Origin of the sequence: Pantoea sp. GM01 (assembly GCF_000282675.1) — a bacterium.
Taxonomy (GTDB): Bacteria; Pseudomonadota; Gammaproteobacteria; order Enterobacterales; family Enterobacteriaceae; genus Pantoea; species Pantoea nemavictus.
This window is the reverse complement of sequence record NZ_AKIU01000058.1, coordinates 23,221-41,950: the sequence shown is the minus strand read 5'-3', so window position 1 is coordinate 41,950 and position 18,730 is coordinate 23,221. Positions and strand designations below refer to the sequence as shown.

The 18,730-nt window shown below is 57.0% G+C and carries 12 protein-coding genes; all 12 read right to left on the bottom strand.

The window, feature by feature from the left end; all coding sequences use genetic code 11:
• Nucleotides 1-200: 200 nt before the first annotated feature.
• Nucleotides 201-2,039, bottom strand: a complete 1,839-nt coding sequence (gene recD / locus PMI17_RS17355; RefSeq protein WP_007890945.1) for an exodeoxyribonuclease V subunit alpha — start codon at nucleotides 2,037-2,039, stop codon at nucleotides 201-203.
• Nucleotides 2,036-5,575 (bottom strand): exodeoxyribonuclease V subunit beta, encoded by a 3,540-nt coding sequence (gene recB / locus PMI17_RS17350; RefSeq protein WP_007890944.1) that lies wholly within the window; start codon nucleotides 5,573-5,575, stop codon nucleotides 2,036-2,038. The genes recD and recB overlap by 4 nt, the downstream gene beginning before the upstream one ends.
• Nucleotides 5,572-8,469 (bottom strand): pitrilysin, encoded by a 2,898-nt coding sequence (ptrA, locus tag PMI17_RS17345; RefSeq protein WP_007890943.1) that lies wholly within the window; start codon nucleotides 8,467-8,469, stop codon nucleotides 5,572-5,574. Before ptrA ends, recB begins: the two co-directional genes overlap by 4 nt.
• A 107-nt stretch (nucleotides 8,470-8,576) precedes the next feature.
• Complete coding sequence (recC, locus tag PMI17_RS17340; protein ID WP_007890942.1) at nucleotides 8,577-11,957, bottom strand: exodeoxyribonuclease V subunit gamma; 3,381 nt, start codon at nucleotides 11,955-11,957, stop codon at nucleotides 8,577-8,579.
• Nucleotides 11,958-12,068: 111 nt separating this feature from the next.
• Complete coding sequence (locus PMI17_RS17335) at nucleotides 12,069-12,341, bottom strand: prepilin-type N-terminal cleavage/methylation domain-containing protein (protein ID WP_238344411.1); 273 nt, start codon at nucleotides 12,339-12,341, stop codon at nucleotides 12,069-12,071.
• A gap of 1 nt (nucleotide 12,342) precedes the next feature.
• A complete protein-coding gene (locus PMI17_RS17330) occupies nucleotides 12,343-12,762 on the bottom strand; it encodes a DUF2509 family protein (protein WP_007890939.1) in 420 nt (139 codons plus the stop codon).
• Complete coding sequence (locus PMI17_RS17325; RefSeq protein ID WP_007890938.1) at nucleotides 12,759-13,298, bottom strand: prepilin peptidase-dependent protein; 540 nt, start codon at nucleotides 13,296-13,298, stop codon at nucleotides 12,759-12,761. The genes PMI17_RS17330 and PMI17_RS17325 overlap by 4 nt, the downstream gene beginning before the upstream one ends.
• Nucleotides 13,289-13,759, bottom strand: a complete 471-nt coding sequence (locus tag PMI17_RS17320) for a prepilin-type N-terminal cleavage/methylation domain-containing protein (RefSeq protein ID WP_036621637.1) — start codon at nucleotides 13,757-13,759, stop codon at nucleotides 13,289-13,291. Before PMI17_RS17320 ends, PMI17_RS17325 begins: the two co-directional genes overlap by 10 nt.
• A 198-nt stretch (nucleotides 13,760-13,957) precedes the next feature.
• On the bottom strand, nucleotides 13,958-14,752 hold the full coding sequence (gene thyA / locus PMI17_RS17315; RefSeq protein ID WP_007890936.1) for a thymidylate synthase: 795 nt from the start codon (nucleotides 14,750-14,752) through the stop codon (nucleotides 13,958-13,960).
• Nucleotides 14,749-15,630, bottom strand: a complete 882-nt coding sequence (gene lgt / locus PMI17_RS17310; RefSeq protein WP_007890935.1) for a prolipoprotein diacylglyceryl transferase — start codon at nucleotides 15,628-15,630, stop codon at nucleotides 14,749-14,751. Before lgt ends, thyA begins: the two co-directional genes overlap by 4 nt.
• A gap of 112 nt (nucleotides 15,631-15,742) precedes the next feature.
• Nucleotides 15,743-17,989, bottom strand: a complete 2,247-nt coding sequence (gene ptsP, locus PMI17_RS17305; protein WP_007890934.1) for a phosphoenolpyruvate--protein phosphotransferase — start codon at nucleotides 17,987-17,989, stop codon at nucleotides 15,743-15,745.
• Between the two features lie 12 nt (nucleotides 17,990-18,001).
• Nucleotides 18,002-18,529: an RNA pyrophosphohydrolase gene (gene rppH, locus PMI17_RS17300; RefSeq protein WP_007890933.1), complete on the bottom strand. Its 528-nt coding sequence runs from the start codon at nucleotides 18,527-18,529 to the stop codon at nucleotides 18,002-18,004.
• Nucleotides 18,530-18,730: the final 201 nt, after the last annotated feature.

The following is an 18,730-nucleotide window of genomic DNA, read 5'->3' as shown; positions in this document are numbered from 1 at the left end:
GAGGACGGCGCAGGCGCGGATTGCTAAGGTCCGCGCCTTCGGACCTTAGCCCGGCCGCCGGCTTCACACATTCTGAAACTGCCCTAGGCTTAGCGGGCGGAACCCCCGCGATGCCAATGCGCAGCTTAACTGACGAGCATTACGCCATGAATGGCGACCCTAGGATGCATTTGTAGGGGCGGCATTGATGCCGACCGGGTTTATTCCTCGCTTAACCGCTCGAGTAATCCGCTGCGTCGCTGGGTACGCAACTGCACCGCGCGGCGGAACACACTGTCATCGCTGTATAACGTCAGCTGCTTACGCGCACGGGTAATCGCGGTGTAAATCAGTTCACGGGTTAGTACCGGTAGAAACTGCGCCGGCATAACTAACGCCGTGTGATCAAACTCCGACCCCTGCGATTTATGCACCGTCATCGCCCACGCGGTATCGTGTGTGGGTAAACGACTTGGCTGTACCGCTTTAATGCTGCCATCCGGCAATGGGAAGAACACTTTTAGCAGGCCTTCATCGTCGAACAACGTAATGCCAATATCACCGTTAAACAGACCCAGCGCGCTATCGTTGCGCGTCACCATCACCGGACGTCCCTGATACCAACGACTGCCGCCGGTGGGACGACGAATCAACTGCAGTTGTATGAGCTTCTGCTCAATACGCTGATTCAACCCCTGCACCCCAAAGGGTCCTTCGCGCAGCGCGCACAGCAGCTGATAACGGCCAAACGCCGCAATAATCTCCGCCGCATCTGCCCGCTGGCTAATTAACCTGAGGAAAGGTTGATAGCCTGCGGCAATCTCCGTCAGCATCGCCTGATAAGCATCACTATCATTCAGCGGTTGGCGGGTGATATCGCTGAATCCCGCCTGAAACGCCGCTTCCACGGCTTTTGCATCTCCCGCGTTGACGGCGCTGGCCAACTGGCCGATGCCGGAATTAGCGTCAAAGCGGTAACTTTTACGCAGCAGGCAAATCGCATCGCGCACAGCGGGGGCGCTGACATCATCATTGCCCGCCACCGCACAGCCGGTGAGTTCGCTGAGTTGTGCTGCACGCGCAGGGCTGTAACCCGCTTCAGCACAGCGGCAGATATCACCCAGCACCGCGCCCGCTTCAACGGATGCCAGCTGATCGCGATCGCCAAGAAAAATGACCCGCGCCTGCGGTGGCAGGGCGGCAATGAGATTGGCCATCATGCCGAGATCCACCATCGAGGCTTCATCTACCACCAACACATCCAGATGTAACGGATTTCCTGCGTGATAGCGCAAGCGCTGCGTTTCCGGCTGCGCGCCTAACAAACGGTGTAACGTGGTGGCATCAGCGGGGAAGCGCTGACGCTCCGTCTCGCTGACCGGTAACTTCTGCAGCGCTTTACCGAGTGATTCGGTAAGACGCGCCGCCGCTTTTCCGGTTGGTGCGGCTAACTGAACGCGCAGCGCACCTTCGCTGAGACGGATCAGCGCGGCCAGCAGTTTTGCCACGGTGGTGGTTTTCCCGGTCCCTGGACCACCAGAAATCACCGCCGTTTTCTGCGTCAGCGCCACGGCAGCCGCAATTTTCTGCCAGTTATCCGGTTCGGTGCCAAATAGCTGATCCAGCACGGCTCTTACCTGCTGAGGTGCAAAAGGCTGTGCTGCCGACTGTGACTGAAAGAAGTGTGCTACCTGCCCTTCGTTGTGCCAGAGACGATGCAGGTAAAGACGATCTTCGCTTAATACAATCGGCGCCGCCTGCTCGCTATCACTGAGCGCAGACCAGCCGTTCAACAACGCAGGCCAATCCTGCGGCTCCCCCGCCGCTTGCCAGATAGCGTGCGCCAATTCTGGATGACGCCCCTTGAACAGATTGTCACGGCTGAGCTGCGTCAGCGGCAAACAGACATGCCCATCCCCGGCTTCGGCACTTAGGCATGCCGCCAGAAGCAAGCGCGCCGGCTGAGCGTCATCGGCCAGCAGTTGGGCAAACTGAACGTCCAATGAGCGCAGCAAGCGCAGCTCAGCCGCCTGGGATAAAAGCGCTGTCATGCTGCTCATGCTGACTCTCCTGGCCCGCGAAACAGGCTATCCAGTTGTGAGACAAAGTCGAAAGTGGGACTCGTGTGGAACACGCCGTTATTGGGCGAGCTGCCGTCCATGCCACGCAGGAAGAGATAGAAAACGCCGCCGAAGTGCTGCTCATAATCATAATCCGGCACACGATGTTGTAAATAGCGGTGCAGCGCCAACGTGTAGAGCTGGTACTGCAAATCATAGCGATGATCGATCATTGCCTGCGCCATTGCCTGCGGCGTATAAGCTTCGTGGCTGTCGCCAAGCCAGTTGGATTTATAATCCAGCAGATAGTATTTACCCTGCCAGCGGAAGACCAGGTCAATAAAGCCCTTCAGCATGCCCTGCACCTGACGGAAATCCAGCGGCGGAGCCTGAGCCGATAACGCATCCTGGGAGATCAACGCGCTCAGTTCATGCGCGGTCAGCACATTATCAATCGGCAGATAGAACGCCATCTCCACCAAACGATCGCTGCTCTGCACCTGCGCCAAATGAATGCCCTGCGCATTCAGCGGCGTGCTCAGCACGCGCGTGATCCACTCGCTCAGCATCGGTTGCCAGTGCAGCGGATAGCCATTTTGTTGCAGATGCTGCGCCAGTTTCTCCTCGCTGGGCGGTTGCGGGAAATCCAGCGACTCGAACAGCTCATGCAAAAATGTGCCGGGTGCGGCGCCGCGCGGGAAGTGGTGTGGCGTCAAGGCGGCTTCCCGCTCTTCTTCAAGATCCTCTTCGCCCGCCGCTTCAACATCGAAGTTAGGCATCACATCGAGTAAGCGATGCGAACTGTGCTGCTGTAAACCGGAATAGCTGGTCACACGCCAGGGATCGGCCAGTACTCGCGTCACAGCACGTGCGCCCAGCGCGCTATCGGCGACCGCATCGACCTGCCAGCGCTCGGCATCAATGTCATCCGCCAGCACCACGTCAGTGCCCGCTGCGTCCATTTCATGCAGTAATGTAGCGAGCTGTTCAGCCGTCGCTGCCTCGCCGCGTTGCAGCAGGAACCCGAGCGCGCTTTTGTGCAAATCGCTCGCACCTTCTTTTTTCCGCGTGCCACGAAACAGCGGCGCCACGCCAACGCTGCAGTGAAAGATCGAGCGGGTCAACGCCACGTAGAGCAGGCGCAGATCTTCCGCCAGACGCTCCTGTTCAGCCAACGCCAGGCTCTCCTCATCGGCTTGCAGATCCAGTACTGCGTTGAAGTTCTCACGATCGTGATACAGCGCGGTATCCGCTTCACGGAACCCGGCGGCAAACGGCAGCCACACCAGCGGATATTGCAGACCTTTGGATTTATGAATGGTAACAATCTGCACCAGATGGCGATCGCTCTCCAGACGCAGCTGCTGGCTAGCCGACTGGCTATCCGGACGCGCAATCTGCTGTGCCAGATGGCGCACCAGCGCATGCGGGCTATCCAGCTGCGCAGCCGCCTCCTGCAACAATTCACCCAAGTGCAGTAAATCGGTCAGGCGCCGTTCGCCGTTGTCCGAAGCCAGCAGATTTTCGGCCAGCTGACGCTCCAGCATCATTTCACGCAGCATCGGCAACACGCCGCGCTGCTGCCACACCAGTTGCCAACGGGCAAAGGTGTCAACCAGTTCGTCCCAGCCGCGCGCATCCTGATCCAGCGCATCAAGTTGTGAGGCATCAAAGGCAAACAGCGAGGTAGCCAGCGCGGTGCGCAGCATACGCTCCTGCTCCGGTGCCAGCACGGCCTGCAGCAGCCACAACAGTTCGCGCGCTTCCGGCGTGGTGTAGACGCTGTCGCGGTTCGAGAGGTAGACCGACGGGATGCCGAGAAGATTCAATGCTTCGCGAATCAGGTTGGCTTCGTTACGGCTGCGCACCAGCACCGTGATATCCGAGGCTTGCACCGGCCGCAACGCCGCTGCTTTACCCAGCATCGCGCGCTGCTGCTGTCCTGCCTGCAACCAGCGACTAATATCAGCAGCACACTGCTGCGCCATCCTTTGCTGATAATCGCCCACGCTGCAGCCGTCACCCGGCTGCAGCCAGAAGCGCAATGCCGCTTGCTCAGCCTGGTCGATACTGAGCGACAGCTGCTGATTAGGGGGCGCGAAGTGCACCGGCAGGAACGGAATATCGGCAAACAAGAATGGCGCGTCGAGGCGCGCAAACAGTTGGTTGACGCTGTTGACCATCGCTGGCGAGGAGCGCCAGTTGGTATCCAGCGTGTAGTGCGCACTCACTTCACTACGCGCGCGAATGTAGGTAAAGATATCCGCGCCACGAAACGCATAGATCGCCTGCTTCGGATCGCCAATCAGCAGTAGCGCATGGGCTGGCTGATTGATATACAGCGTGCGGAAAATACGGTATTGCAGCGGATCGGTATCCTGAAACTCATCGATCAACGCGACCGGAAAGCGCTGGCGGATAGCGTGCGCTAGCTGCTCGCCGCCTGGCTGCTGCAGCGCTTCGTCAAGGCGGCTTAACAGGTCATCAAAACCGAGTAGCGCCTGCTGCCGTTTCTCTTTGCGTACTGCCGCTCGCACCTCGACCAGCGCTCGCGCAATCACTAAATCGCGCAGCGAAAGCGGCTGCGCGAGGAAGCTGTCGATGGCGTCGAATAAAGCATGATGCGGCGGATTGCCCTTCTTAGTCTTCTCTTCAAGCATGCGCTGGCCAAAACGCGCCAGTTCGGCGGGTACCTGATAGTCACGCGTTTCGCTTTGTGCCCAAAAACTCACCTTGTTGATCCAAACCGGCAAATTTTTGCTGCTGTAGCTGCGCTTATCCACATCGGATTGACCGACCAGCGCCAGCACCTCTTCACCCGCCGCCTGCCATTGTGCTTTCATGGCGGCGATACGCGCCAGGTTTTCGCTGTGGCGCGAGGCCAGCGTTTCACTGTCGGCCGGCGGCAGGCGCAGGCCAGGTGATTCGCCCTGCAACCACGGACGCAACGTCGCCAGTAGCTGCTCCGGACCGCTCCATTCGCTGACGATCACGCGCGCCACATCCAGCGTTAGCGGATAGCAGTGACGACGCCAGAAATCGGCCGTCGCCTGACGCAGCAACAGCTGCTCATCTTCAATCAGCTGTTGTTCAAACAACATTCCCGACTCAAAGGCGTTGAGATTGAGCATGCGCTGGCAGAAGCCGTGAATCGTGAAAATCGCCGCCTCATCCATTTGACGTTCGGCGGCCAGCAGCAGCGAAGCCGCATCAGCAGGCTGCGGAATTTCCTGCAACAGTTGCATCAGCATCGGGTTGCCGCTGACGCCGCGCAGGCAGGCCAATCGCAGCTCGTGGATGTTGGCACGAATACGTCCACGCAGCTCGGCGGTAGCAGCCTCGGTAAAGGTCACCACCAAAATTTCTTCTACCGACAGCGGACGGGAATACGCATTTTGTCCACCTAACCCGAGCAGCAGGCGCAGATAGAGCAGACCGATGGTAAAGGTCTTGCCTGTTCCGGCTGAGGCTTCAATCAGACGCTCACCGCGCAGCGGCAGCGTCAGGGGATTGAGGGTTTCAGGTAACAAACTCATTGCGCATCACTCTTCACTGGCAATGATTGCTGCAATTTCTGCACCTCATCCCAGGTGGTCCAGCCGGGCAATGGCGCGTAGTCATCTTTGGTTGAGCCATCATGGCTACCGCCAATCTGCGAAATCATCGCCATGCCTTGTTGCGCTAACACCGCCTGATGGAAGAAGTCGGCCAGACCCGCTGGCGTCAGCTTTTGAATTTGCTCAATCGCTTTTTCACGCGTATCGAAAGCAAAGTTCTGCCGCTTAAAGTCACGGTTAAAGCGGTTCGCCTCTTCATCCAGCGTCTGCGGGCGCTGCTTCATATCATTGATCAGCGCCTGCTGATACTGCGCGAAGTCTTCCGGTTTCATGGTGCGCAGGCGCTGTTCAGCCTGCGGATAAAAGGCCTCGAAGCGTTGCAGTAAGAAGGCAGGTTGTTTGCTGTTGCTTTGCAATAGGAAACCGATCCCCCATTGGCGACCAATCGGCATCTGATAGGCAAACACGGCATAACCGAGCTGCTCCTCGGTACGCAGTTGATTGTAGAACCAGGGCTGCACAATCTGGCTGAGCATGGTGCTGTTCGCCATACTGGCATATTCGCTATACCCCAGCGGCACATAGAGCGCCGCCAGCGCCGAGTCGGTGCTGCTGCCCGCTTTCTGCAGGTTCGCTTTCATCGCTTTATCTACCAGCACATAATCACTGTGCCAGTAGCCGTGACCGTCGCTCTGCAACTGCTGTTTGAGTTCATCACCCAGCTGTGTAACGCGATCCGCAGAGAGATTACCCACCACCATCATCTCTGGCGTGGCGTGATGAATCAGCGCATCGCGGTAATCAGTGACCTCTTTCAGCGTGATATCTTTCACCAGTTTGCGACGCGTTTCACGCTGGGTATAAGGCAGCTGCGACAGCATCTGCATCGGTTGAATGGCTTGCTCAAACGCTTTGCCTTTTTCGGCGGCTTCCAGGCGGTCCAGATACCATGATTTGGCCTGCTCCAACTGCTGTTGATCCGGCGTAAAGGTGGCATAGCCTTCCACCAGTTTTTTCAGCAACTCCGGCAAACGTTGGGTAAAGCCGCTGGCGCTAAACACGATGCCATCATCTTCGCCAGTGGAGAAGCTGATGCCGCCAACCGATGCCTGCGAGTTCAACTCATCCAGTGCCAGACTGGAGAGATAGTCATTCAAACCAAACAGCACCTGCTGACGGGCATCGCTAATCGCGGCTTTATTGCGCAGCGCTAAGGTGATGGCAGCTTTGGGTTCACTGGCGAAAATCTGGCTTGGCATCCAGTAGATGCGCATGCTGTCGCCATTGGTGAGCGCGACCGGATGATCGTAAGTTTTACCTGCGGAAGGCATGATGGCGAAATCAGACGGAATATAGGGATTCAGGGTTGGCATCGACAGCTGGAGCTGGCTGGATCGCTGTTGCCAGTCACTGAACTGTGCGTCACTGATTTTATCCACCTGATAAGGCGCATTCACAAAGTAAGCTTCTTTGTTATGCGGCTCCTGCGGGCTGATATACCAGATGCGCGCATTCTGCGGCGTCATTTCATCAAGACGCGCTTTGATGGCTGCGGGATCGAATTGATCGGCCAGATAGGGCGCATCCAGCGTGTGTTCAACCGGCACCCGCAGCATGGTATCCACCAACCATTCGATGTAATCCATATCGCGCGTGATTGACGGATAGCGGAAATCCAGCGCCAGCACGTGAGAAACTTCATCAAAGTAATCTTTGCTGATGCCCTTATTACGCAGCATATCGAGATAGTTAAATACGGCGGCGACCACCTCATCGCGCTGCGCCAGACCTTTATCGGTCAACGACACGCTGATGGCGAACACGCCGCTGTTACGCTCGGTCATGGGATCGGCACCGGCACTGACGCCGTCCGACAGGCCCTGCTTTTGCAGCCAGTCATTAAGGGTATTTTTGCTGCGATTGCCGAGGATATAGCTGATCAGCGTGTCGGTTTTACTGCGGAACCGATCGCTGTTATTAGGAATGCGGAACTCAATTTTTAACTGCTTGCGCGGCTGAGCCGGCACGTAGTGAATGATAATGCCCTTCTGCGCATCGGTCACCACCGGTACGTCGATCTTCGGTATCGTGGTCTGATGATTAGCGACAAGACCAAAGGTTTTTGCCGCAATATCGGCCATCTCCGGCAGCGGTTTATTACTGTAAATCACCGCCTTCATCAGGTTGGCCGAATAATGGCTGCGGTAAAAATCGGTCAACGCCTGATGCAATTTGCTGTCTGGTTTATCACTTAACGTATCCAGATTACCGCCAGAATAGCGTGAGCCGGGATGGGCCGGATTAAGGGTTTCAGCCCCAACCTGCGCCATGCGCAAACCATCGCGTGAACGGGCCATGGTGAGTTCGGCATTGACGGCATGACGCTCACGATCGGCATTGACCGGATCGAGCAGCGGCTCGGCAATCGCATCGGCCAGACGATCTACCGCGGGCTGCAGCGCATCGTTCTCCACTTCCAAATAGAACGCCGTGCGATAGGACGCGGTGCTGGCGTTGTGGCTGCCGCCGTGTTTTTTCAGGAATTCGGCAAGGTTATCAGGCTGCGGATAACGCTTAGACCCCATCAGCACCATGTGCTCGAGATAGTGCGCCAGACCCAGTTGCTGATTGGGATCATCCAGCGAACCAATCGGCAACGTCAGTGCTGCCAGAGATTTCGGCGCGTCCTTGTCTGAGACCAGCAGTACGGTCATGCCGTTGCTTAAGGTAATCGCCTGGTAACTGCGTGGATCGTGATCGCTTTTACGAATGGTTTCATTGATGGGTTGCCAGCCGCGATCGGTATCGGCAAAGGCATTCAGCGCCAACGTGCTCAGCAGCAGCGCTCCTATACAGCGTGCGTAGATCCGCATTTAAACCCCTTACGTTACCCTTTTCCGCTGGCTGTGTGTCCAGCGGTGAAATAGAAAAACTTTTTTATAGTGTTGGGAACAGCTTCGAACCAAGCCGCGCCCGATTGCTAATCATCATGTTGATGTGCGAGACGCACCGGTAAATACCAGTGGCGTGCGGCGGCAGTCATTGCCTCTACCGTCGCTTCATCCAGTGTACGGCTAAGGCGCTGCAGATAGGGATCGCTGCCCTCGCCTTCCACCTGGAAACCACCCTGCCAGGCTTGCAGCAGTTTGTTAAGTGCCTTTTTCTGCGTTGCTTCGTCTTCCAGCAGCTGGTGAGTCTTGCTATCAAAGCTCGCCTCCAGCCAGGCACCGCCAGACTTGTTCAGCAGCATCAGCGGCTGAACCAACCCGGCCTGATAACCTGCAACGTACTCATTGAGCAACGCTAACGCCTGTTCGGATGCCAGCGCAGTGAAGCGCCAATGGCTCTGCTTGCGCCCGTACATGCGGCTTTCACCCGTACCGCCTAGCGCGCAATACACCAGATGCTCCAGCCATAACAGCAGGCCATCATTCATATTGAGTACGCCCGGACGCCAGCGTAGCAGCCCATCAGCTTGCACCTGAGTCAGCCAACCGGTCAATTGCACCTCAGCCAACTTCAGGTTGATCTCCCAACTCTCGGCCGGCTGGCGCTGACCACTCACTTCAGCCGCCACTTCCTGCATCTCTTCGGTCTGGCTCTGCCAGAAAAGTTCCCCGAATGGGCCATAAGGCAGATTGCCCGCGGCGCGATGGCGGGCATACAGCTGCGCCGGATCGTCACCGTTGACCAGCGTGTTCAACAGCTGGGCGTTAATTTGGTAGCGCTCCAGGCTGTCCGGCGCGAACGGTTCGCTGTCGGGCAGTTCACTCTCCTCCATCCAGAAGGCAACCCCTAAGCGCTGCTGGAACCAGGCGCGCACCGGATGTCGCCAGAAGCGTAGCAGTTGTTCCAGCGACAAGGTCTCTAACGGCACGGCAGGTAATGGCTGTACGAAATGCGGCTGCGCCACACCGCTGCCGCTGGCCGCTGGCAGCCACTCGGCGGCAAAACTTTGGCCTTGTGCGCCCGGCTGGAAGTTCTCAGCGGCAAAGGGCATACGGCTATGCAGCTTCTGCAGGTGTTCGCGTACGCGCTGCTCGCTGACATCAGGCTCACAGGCTTCATCGCCCGGCAAACGGAAACTCTGCCCGAGATAATCCACCAGCTCACTCACCAATACCGACGGATAGCGCTCCGTGTTGTCCTGAATTGCCCGGCCGATATAGCTGATGTACAGCTGCTGCTGCGCCGAAATCAGCGCTTCGAGGAACAGATAGCGGTCATCATCACGGCGGCTACGATCGCCTTTACGCATCTGCTGCTGCATTAAATCAAAGCCCAGAGGCGCTAAGGTACGCGGGTAAACGCCGTCGTTCATTCCCAACAAGCACACTACCTTGAAAGGAATGGAGCGCATCGGCATCAGCGTACAGAAGTTGATTGGACCGGCGAGGAAACGCTGGCTAATTCGCTGCTGATCGAGGCGCGAACGCAGTTCATCACGCAACAACGTAACCGGAATGGGCTGTTGATAGGCCGCCTGCATGCCTTGTTCGATAATCTGCTGCCACTGTGTTTCGACCAGCAGCAGCGCGGCTTCACTTTCAGCATCACCGCTGAAGAAGTTTTCAATCAGTTCCCGACACAACGGCATCCACTCGGCTAACGAGCGCTCTTCGGCCAGACGGGCGCGCCACTGTTCAAGTCGCGACAGTAATTCGGCCAGATGCCCCGCCAGCTCGGCGATCAATCCACTGGATTCGTCATACGGCAGAATGCCTTGCCAGTCGCCATTTCTGCTCTCTAGCGCATAGCCCAGCAGCATGCGCTGCAGACCAAAGCGCCAGGTATGTTGCCCGGTAACCGGCAGTGCCAGTGCTTCAACGCTGGCATCATCTAATCCCCAGCGAATACCCGATTCCATCACCCAGCGACGCAGCAGACGCAGGCCGCTTTCATCCACTGAGAAACGCTGCGCTAACGCCGGAACTTCCAGCAGCGCCAGCACATCTTCCGAGGCAAAACGGCTCTCCGGCAGCGCCAGTAAACTGAGCAGTGCCAGAATCGCCGGGTGCGCCTGGCTGGCGCGCCGGTCCGAGATGGCAAAAGGTAAATAACGTTCACTCGGCGCGCTGGCAAAAGCGGCCTGAATGAAAGGTGCATAGCTGTCGATGTCGGCCACCATCACAATGATGTCGCGTGGCTTAAGCCCGGGATCGGCTTCCATTAGCGTCAGCAGATGATCCTGCAGCACTTCGACCTCGCGCTGAGCGCTGTGACAGACCTGCAGCGTAATCGAACGATCTTGCGGATCGAGCAGGCGCTTCTCGCGGCTGTCGGCCAGCTCTCCGGCGTTTAACCCGATCACCGCTTTATCATCCAGGTTGAGCAGGTCCGCTTGCAGGCTGTGCAGCAGGTTGTCCTGCGACATTTCCACGAAGGCATCAATGTCGTTGGCAGCAGATTCCATCTGGCTCAGTAAAAACAGATTATCGCGCCCGAGTTTGCCCCAGGACGCCAGCAGTGGATTGGTTAACTGCTGCTCGCCGAGGTCATTAAACAGTGCCGAGGCGCCTGTCGGATCGCGGAAGAGTGGCTGCATTTCATCCGATTGAATTCGGCGGCGCTGGCGGCTTTGCAGCTTCGCCAGGAAGGCGTAATCCTGAATGTCGCCCCAGTAGTGGCGGCAGGGATTGGTGAACAGCAGATGAATATCGATGTGCCGACCTAGCGCCTCCAGCGCCTGCAAGTAGACCGGCGGCAGCGCGGAGATACCACAAATGAACACGCGCTGTGGCAGACCTGGCGGTGGCGTATCTGCCTGCTCAAGCTTATGGATAAAGCGAGCATAGAGATTGGCACGATGCCACATCGGCTGGCCCAGACTCTCCGTGAAGTTGACCAGATCGCACCAGAGCGGCGCCTGCCACTGTTGTGATTCGCCTAAGCCATCAATCAGCTCGCCGCGCTCCCAGCTGTTGAGCCAGTCCGAGCGATACACCAGATATTGGTCAAAGAGATCGGCCACGCGGGCGCTGAGCTGATACAGCTTGCGCTTGTCATCGTCGTCATTGAGGTAGTGACGCAGCGGCTGAAAAGCCTCTTGCTCCAGCAGTGTCGGCAGCCGATGCATTAGCTTCCAGCTCATGCTGGCTTTGGTGAAGGCGCTCTCCTCAGGAATATCAGGCAGCACCTTAACGAACATGTTCCAGATAAAACTGGCGGGCAGCGGGAAATCAATGTTGGCGGCAATACCGAAACTGTTGGCCAGCTCCATTTGCAGCCACTGGGCCATTCCCGGGCTTTGCACCAGCACCTGCTCAGCAGCAAGCGGATCGGCCAGCGGTTGGTTTTCAATCAGAATGCCTGCCAGATTTTTCAACAGATCAAGCTGATTGGAATGATAGACCCGGAACATAATTCTCCTTCAAAGATATACCCGTCATACTTCATGCCGCAGGTGCGTTGGCTGCACGCAGCCGAGCCACTCTACCGTTTATCGCCATTGATGCCTACCGCTGAAGCCATCTCAGCGGCAATTGAGCTGCCCTAAAGAGGCCGAACGCTGTTGTGGTCCCGTAACCGTGACGCGCTCCAGCGTACAGCCACTGCCCAGGCTCTGCTGCTGGCGCTGGCTTTGCCAGCCCTCAACCTCATGGCCAAGCAGCGCCTGACCGGCAACATGCCAGGCTTGACGCTGCTGCCACTGCAGGCTGAAGCCCAGCGCCAGCGCGCGATGGTATTGCAGCAACGTGCTGATAGTCATCGCCAGCAATAACATCGCCACCAGCGTTTCTGCCAGACTAAAGCCCTGCTGCTGGCTGACACAGCTCCGGCTGCGACAGGGGACAGTAATCAATCCAGCCATGCTCTTGCGGCTGCGGCTGCGTGTTGCGCATCGATACCCAACGATAAAGCCACAGCGGCTGCCCTTCTCCATGCCCTGATAACAACGCATTGTCATCCTCCATTCTTAACAAGCAACTTTGCCACTGTTCTGCCGCCCACTGCTGGCATTGCCAGCCGGTTGCCAGCGGCCAGTTTTGTACGCTACCCCACGCTAATGCAGCCTGCGCCTGCCAGAAATCCTTACTGTGCTGCTGCTCATCAGCCACTAACACCATGCTTTGCGACAGCTGGCTGCGCGTCGCGTGCAGCGTCAATCCGCCCATCAGTAACATCATCAGCACCATGCCCAGCGTGCTATTGCCGCGTTGCTTCACAGATTGATTCCTTCAATCCAGTTTTCCAGCGCCACACTTTGGTTACCGACGTGTCCGGCCAGCTGTAGAATAAGGCGCGAGCCTTGGCGTTCGACTTGGAAGGCATCAAGCGTGAGAAAGGCCGGATCGGACAGTTTCTCCCAGCCGCTGCTGTTGCACTCATCCACGCCACGCTGCATTTCCAACTGCCCGCTGCGCAGTCGATAGCCGTAATAATCACTTTCGCTGTGGCCCACGCCCTCCCAGCGACCATTGCTGTTTTCATCCCAGCGCAGCAATACGCAGCTGCCGTTAGCGACCAGCGTCAATGCAGAACCACTGCACTGACCGTGACAATAACCTGCACGGCGCAATGCCTTTTGTAGCGTATGGGCGATCTGCTGCAGTTCCTGTTGTAACTGCACGCGCTGTTGCAGGCGCAGGTTCTGCTCGAGCAGCAGCGGCAAAAAACGCCCGACGCTAATCATCAATACCGCGCCAATCGCCATGGCAATCAGCATCTCCAGCAGACTGAAACCGCTCTGCGTTATTCGCATCCTTTCTCTCCCGGCTGGCAGGCGCGGATGCGTGCTCTGGCAGAGATGATTAAACGCCAGCGCCCGGCATCGCTGGCGAGATCGATGCTGCCAGGGCGCGCGACATCGCGCCGACCGTAGAAACCGACGTCACCGGTGATGGCGACGATGCGCACGCTGTCATGCGGCGGCTTATACAGCCAGCGTGATGGCAGCGCGCAGCCCTCCGCGGGCTTTGCTCCTGCGCCAAGACAACCGTTCTCGCTTGGCTGCAACCACAGCGTAAGATCGCGATTATGCCAGTTGGCATGGGCACGCAGCCGCAGCAGAAATCCCTGCAGTTGCAGCACGCTGTCGCGCAGCTGTTGGTACTGCTGCCAGCGCTGCCAGCCTTGTAAGGCACCCACGCTGAGGATGCCAGCGATCACCATCACTAATAACAGTTCAGGCAAGGTGAAGCCGTGGTTATCGTTTCTGTTCATGGCGGCTAATTTGCCCGCCGAGAGGATGCCCAACAAGCGGCAGAGTGACGCGTTGGGGAACGCTGCGCAGGGAATCACTGGGATGTGCAGAGAGATACAGATTTTTGCGAGGCGGATTCAGAATTGAGGTGCGGTTGGGGATTGAGCTGCGGTTGAGTCGTGGTCGCCATGAATGGCGACCACGACGGGTAAAAATAGTTAAATCGCTACGGGCGCTTTAATCGCTGGATGCGGATCGTAGCCTTCAATCTCGAAATCTTCGAACTGATAGTCGAAGATTGAGGCCGGTTTACGCTTGATCACCAGCTTCGGCAGCGGACGCGGTTCACGCGTCAATTGCAGTCGCGCCTGCTCAAGGTGATTGCTGTACAGGTGCGTGTCACCGCCGGTCCAGACAAAATCACCTACTTCGAGATCGCACTGCTGCGCCACCATATGCACCAGCAGCGCATAGCTGGCGATATTGAAGGGCAGACCGAGGAAGATGTCGCACGAGCGCTGATACAGCTGGCAAGAGAGCTTGCCGTTGGCAACGTAGAACTGGAAGAAGGCATGGCAAGGTGCCAGCGCCATCTGATCCAGTTCGCCCACGTTCCACGCCGAAACGATGATGCGGCGAGAATCCGGGTCGCGCTTCAGTTGCTCAATCACTTTGCTAATCTGATCAATCTCTTCGCCCGAAGCGCTGCCCCAGCTGCGCCACTGCTTGCCGTATACCGGGCCAAGATCGCCGTTCTCATCTGCCCACTCGTCCCAAATCGTCACCTTGTTGTCTTTCAGATAACCGATGTTGGTGTCGCCTTTGAGGAACCACAGCAGCTCATGAATGATCGAGCGCAGGTGCACTTTCTTGGTGGTAACCAGCGGAAAACCGTCCTGCAAATTGAAACGCATCTGGTGGCCAAAGATGGAGAGCGTGCCGGTTCCGGTGCGGTCGGCCTTTTCTGCGCCTTCATTCAGCACATGTTGCATTAGGTCCAGATACTGTTTCATTTTACCTCACGAGTTTGTTGCTGCGGACGACGACGATACGCCCAAATCATCATTATCACCCCGGCCAGAATCATCGGGATCGACAGAATTTGTCCCATGCTGACGCCGCCTTCGAACAGGCCAAGCTGCGCATCCGGCTGGCGGAAGAATTCAACGATGATGCGGAATGCGCCGTAGCCAATCAGGAACAAGCCAGAGACGCTGCCCATCGGACGCGGCTTGCGAATAAACAGGTTCAGGATGATGAACAGCACGATGCCTTCAAGGCACAGTTCATACAGCTGTGACGCATGACGCGGCAGCACGCCGTAGGTATTCAGCAAATCCTGGTACTGCGGATTATTCGCCGCCAGCGCGATATCTTCGCTGCGTGAGCCCGGGAACAGCATGGCGTATTTGAAGTCTGGCGCTACGCGGCCCCACAGTTCACCGTTGATAAAGTTGCCAAGACGACCAGCACCCAAACCAAACGGGATTAGCGGCGCAATAAAATCAGCCACCTGGAAGAAGGTACGTTTGGTACGGCGTGCGAAGATCAACATCACCACGATGACGCCAATCAAGCCGCCATGGAACGACATACCGCCATCCCAAACCTTGAACAGATACAGCGGATTCTCAAGGAACAGCGGCAAGTTATAGAACAGCACATAGCCGATGCGGCCGCCGAGGAAGACGCCGAGGAAGCCCGCGTACAGCAGGTTCTCCACTTCTTCTTTTTTCCAGCCGCTGCCTGGTTTGTTGGCACGACGCGTCGCCAGCCACATGGCAAAGATAAAGCCCACCAGGTACATCAAGCCGTACCAGTGAAGCGAAACCGGTCCGATAGAGAAAATTACCGGATCGAATTGGGGAAACGAAATGTAGCCGTCAGTCATCTTTCACCATCGTTTTTTCTGCCCTGAAACGGGTCTGGCTAAGGGTTGATATAATAAAAGGCCGCGCATAATAGCACAGCCCGGGTATACAGAGTCCGGCAAGTTGTAACCGTTAACGCCCGCCGCGAATCAGGCCGCCTAAACCGCGACGCTCCATAAAGGTAGAGACTAAATGGCGCACTTCCGATGCCGTATGCGCCGCCTGTCCCTGCTCGCTGAGCTTCTGCGCTTCCTCAAAATCGAGATGGCGCAGCAGATATTTCACGCGCGGTACGTTTTTACCGTTCATGCTGAGATGGTGATAACCCATCCCCACCAGCAGCGCGACGCACATCGGATCGCCGGCCATTTCACCACACAAGCACAGCTCCAGTTTGGCCTGGCGGGCTTCACTGGCAATGGTGTGCAGCGCCCGCAGCATCGCCGGATGCAGGGAATCATATAGATTCGCCACGCGCGTATTGTTGCGATCAACCGCCAGCAGATATTGCGTGAGATCGTTGGTCCCCACTGAGATGAAATCGATACGATCCGCCAGATGCGGGATCATAAACAGCATCGACGGCACTTCAATCATGATGCCAATGCGCGGCTTGGGAATCACATAGCCCAGCATCTCTTCCACTTCACGACCGGCTCGATCGATCAGACGACGCGCTTCATCAATCTCGTCGATATGGCTGATCATCGGCAGCAAAATGCTCAGGTTGCCGGACGCCACGTTGGCACGCAGCATGGCACGCACCTGCACCAGGAAGATCTCCGGTTGGTCGAGCGTCAGGCGGATGCCCCGCCAGCCGAGACAGGGATTCTCTTCGCTAATCGGCATGTACGGCAGCTGTTTATCGGCGCCGACATCGAGGGTACGCAGCGTGACCGGCTTGTCGTAGAACAGCTGCAACATGCCCTGATACTGCGCTACCTGCTCCTCTTCGGATGGGAAGCCGTTATGCAGCATGAAAGGAATTTCGGTGCGATACAGACCAATACCGTCAACCCAGCTGTCGAGCGCCCGCTCATGTTCCGGGCTAAGTCCGGCATTCAGCATCACCTGAACCCGTTCACCGCTTTTCAGCTCGCCGGGCTGCTCAACGACACCTTCGGCCATTTTGCTCAGCGCGTTCTCTTCGCTGATCAAACGCTGATACTCCTGCACCAGCACCGGTTCAGGATCGATCAGCACTTCGCCACGATAACCATCAACAATCAGCAAACGTTTGTTGAGCTGCGCCGGCAAAATATCCGCGCCCATCACGGTTGGAATGCCCATCGCGCGCGTCAAAATCGCCGCATGCGAGTTGGCTGCGCCATCGCGCACCACCACACCGGCTAAACGCTCCTGCGGCAGTTCAGCCAGCGTGGTGGCGGTGAGTTCATCAGCGACTAACACGAAGCGTTCCGGCCAGGCATTGGTGCCGACCAGCGAATCATCGAGGTGGAACAGGAGACGTTGACCAAGCACACGCAAATCGCCGGCGCGCTCACGCAGATATTGATCCTGCAGATTGGCAAACTGCTCGGCGAACTTCTCGATCACCTGCTTAACCGCCCACTCCGCTACGGATCCACGCTCGATCTCATCAAACAGATCTTTTTTCAGCCGCGCATCGGTGAGCAAGTGCGAGTAGAGATCGAAGATCGCCGCGCTCTCTTTCTGCACGCTGGCGGCAAAACGTTTACTGAAGCGGCGGAATTCGTTACCCGCCTCGCCCATCGCCATCACCAGACGCTCACGTTCACGCTGCACGTCAAGGGTGGAAGCGGCGGAGACTTGATCGAGCAGCGGCTGGGTTTCATCTACCCAGCCTGGCGCAACCGCCACGCCGGGTGACGCGGCAATGGCTTTGACGCGCGTCTGACGGAATTGTCCAAACAGTTGGCCGAGCTGCGACTGCGACAGCAAGCCCGCCATTTGCGTGGCGAGCGTGACGAGGAAGGACTCTTCGCTCTCATCAAACTGACGGTGTTCGCGCTGCTGGATAACCAACACGCCAAGCAGCTGGCGGCGGCTGATAATGGGTACGCCGAGGAAGGAGCGGTAACGCTCCTCTTTAACAGAAGGAATGTATTTAAAGCTGGGATGGCTCTGCGCGTCGGCGAGGTTGATCGGCTCGGCTAACCGTCCGACGAGGCCAACAATGCCTTCGTCAAACGCCAGCGTGACCGTACGACCACGCGGCTTTTTTAGCCCGCGTGTCGCCATCAGGTAGTAGCAACGACGATCGTGATCGGCGAGATAAACCGAGCAAACCTCGGTTTCCATCGCAAGGCAAATTTCGTTTACCAGAATGTCGAGTGCTTCATTCAGACGTGGAGCACTCGCCACTTTCTCTACTATTTCGCGTAACTGAGTGAGCATAAAGGGCGTGGCCTATCCTCTTTTACGTCGTTGGGCGGCGTTATTGCGCTGCCCGGCACTCTCCTGCATAGACATCACCACGCCAGCGAACTCTTTCATGACGCGGCGATACACATCGCGCTTGAAAGAGACCACCTGACGCACCGGATACCAGAAGCTAACCCAGCGCCAACCGTCAAATTCAGGCGTGCTGCTGTGCTGCACATTGATTTCCGCGTCACTACACATCAACTGCAGAAGAAACCACTTTTGTTTCTGGCCGATACACACCGGCTTTGTGTCCCAACGCACCAAACGTTTTGGCAACTTGTAGCGTAACCAGTTTCGGGTTGAAGCAAGTATTCGAACATCTTTGCGGTGTAAACCCACTTCTTCGAACAGTTCGCGATACATCGCCTGTTCAGCGGTTTCACCCGGATTGATGCCTCCCTGAGGAAATTGCCAAGAGTGCTGTCCAAAGCGCCTGGCCCATAACACTTGTCCTTGCCTGTTACAGATTACGATACCAACATTCGGGCGGTAGCCATCATCATCGATCACTGGACTACCTCAAAGCTAAATTTGAATAGCCTGATTGTTTCACACTCCTTACAGGCGGTAAACCACTGGATACCGGCCTGCAAGCAGAATAAAAACAGGATAACTCACAGAGATGAGCCAAGTTATAAACAGCAAGGGGGATTTATCAGCGATCTTATTCACCTTTTCTGTGGATAGCTTTGTGCAGAACACGGGAATGAC

Bases quoted from the DNA above. Each gene is read 5' to 3' on its own strand.
- recD (WP_007890945.1), bottom strand. From the start codon at position 2,039: ATGAGCAGCATGACAGCGCTTTTATCCCAGGCGGCTGAGCTGCGCTTG.
- recB (WP_007890944.1), bottom strand. From the start codon at position 5,575: ATGAGTTTGTTACCTGAAACCCTCAATCCCCTGACGCTGCCGCTGCGC.
- ptrA (WP_007890943.1), bottom strand. From the start codon at position 8,469: ATGCGGATCTACGCACGCTGTATAGGAGCGCTGCTGCTGAGCACGTTG.
- recC (WP_007890942.1), bottom strand. From the start codon at position 11,957: ATGTTCCGGGTCTATCATTCCAATCAGCTTGATCTGTTGAAAAATCTG.
- PMI17_RS17325 (WP_007890938.1), bottom strand. From the start codon at position 13,298: ATGCGAATAACGCAGAGCGGTTTCAGTCTGCTGGAGATGCTGATTGCC.
- PMI17_RS17320 (WP_036621637.1), bottom strand. From the start codon at position 13,759: ATGAACAGAAACGATAACCACGGCTTCACCTTGCCTGAACTGTTATTA.
- thyA (WP_007890936.1), bottom strand. From the start codon at position 14,752: ATGAAACAGTATCTGGACCTAATGCAACATGTGCTGAATGAAGGCGCA.
- lgt (WP_007890935.1), bottom strand. From the start codon at position 15,630: ATGACTGACGGCTACATTTCGTTTCCCCAATTCGATCCGGTAATTTTC.
- ptsP (WP_007890934.1), bottom strand. From the start codon at position 17,989: ATGCTCACTCAGTTACGCGAAATAGTAGAGAAAGTGGCGAGTGCTCCA.